The sequence below is a fragment of the Caballeronia arvi genome (assembly GCF_001544695.2).
GTDB classification, from domain to species: domain Bacteria; phylum Pseudomonadota; class Gammaproteobacteria; order Burkholderiales; family Burkholderiaceae; genus Caballeronia; species Caballeronia arvi.
The window spans coordinates 1-952 of record NZ_FCOM02000275.1 but is presented as its reverse complement, the minus strand read 5'-3'; the positions used below and the strand labels follow the sequence as shown (position 1 = coordinate 952).

Genomic DNA, 952 nt, shown 5'->3' with positions numbered 1-952 from the left:
CCAACGCCTGATGCGGCCGCTCGTGGTTGTAGACGCGGCGCCACGCATCGAAGGCCTGCTGAGCGCTCTTCAGGTTCTTGAAGTGCCGACCTGCGAGCAATTCAGTCTTCATCGTTCGATGAAACCGCTCGTCTTTGCCGTTGGTTTGCGGATGCGCCGGACGACTGTGCGAGGGCCGGATGTCCAGGCGGATCAACCAGACCCCCAACGTTGTCAGTTGCCCTGGATGCGCGGGACAGCCCCACGGGGGGCCGTTGTCCGCGTTGATGCGCAGCGGCAGCCCGTAACGGCGAAACGCCGTGCGCAAGCACTCACGCACCACTCGGGTGGGCGTGCTGCCGCACGCATCGAGCACGAGGTTAAAGCGCGAATGATCGTCCAGTACGGTGAACGGCCAGCAGCGCCGGCCACCGTCCAGTTCGATCCAGCCCTTGAAATCCATTTGCCACAGGTCATTGGGATGTTCGTGCTCGAAGCGCTGCCAGTGCGAGGCGTCCGCGGAGGCCTCGGCCGTGATCAAACCATGCCGGTGCAGGATGCGCGTCACCGTGCTGGGCGAAGGCACCTGAGCGCAGCCCAAGTCGAGCATGCGGCGACTGATCTTCGCCCCGCCCCAGGCCGGTTGGCCTTCGCGCAACTCGACCACGCGTGTTTCGGTCTCGGCGGCAGTACGTGCCGGACTATGAAGGGGACGTCTGGAGTGATCGGCCAACGCGGTATCGCCCTGTTCGTAGCGCCTGATCCATTTGTAGCCCGTCTTCGGGCTGATGCCGTACTGCCGACACAATGCGCGCCGATTGGCGCCTTCTTGTGTAGCAAACTCCACGAATTCAAGCCGCAGGTCCATGATGTCTTTGCTATCCAGGTCATGATCAACTCCGGACGAACCATTCGTCCGGAAGTGTTACCCATGTCCTGGAACAGGTGTTACCCATGTCTCCGGTCTATACAC

Annotated in this window: 1 protein-coding gene; it reads right to left on the bottom strand. The window is 62.2% G+C overall.

Going from position 1 to position 952, the window contains the following annotated elements:
• The coding region (locus AWB74_RS44870) for an IS481 family transposase (protein ID WP_061152843.1) at positions 1-847 on the bottom strand (847 nt) is incomplete at its 3' end.
• Between the last annotated feature and the right edge of the window lie 105 nt (positions 848-952).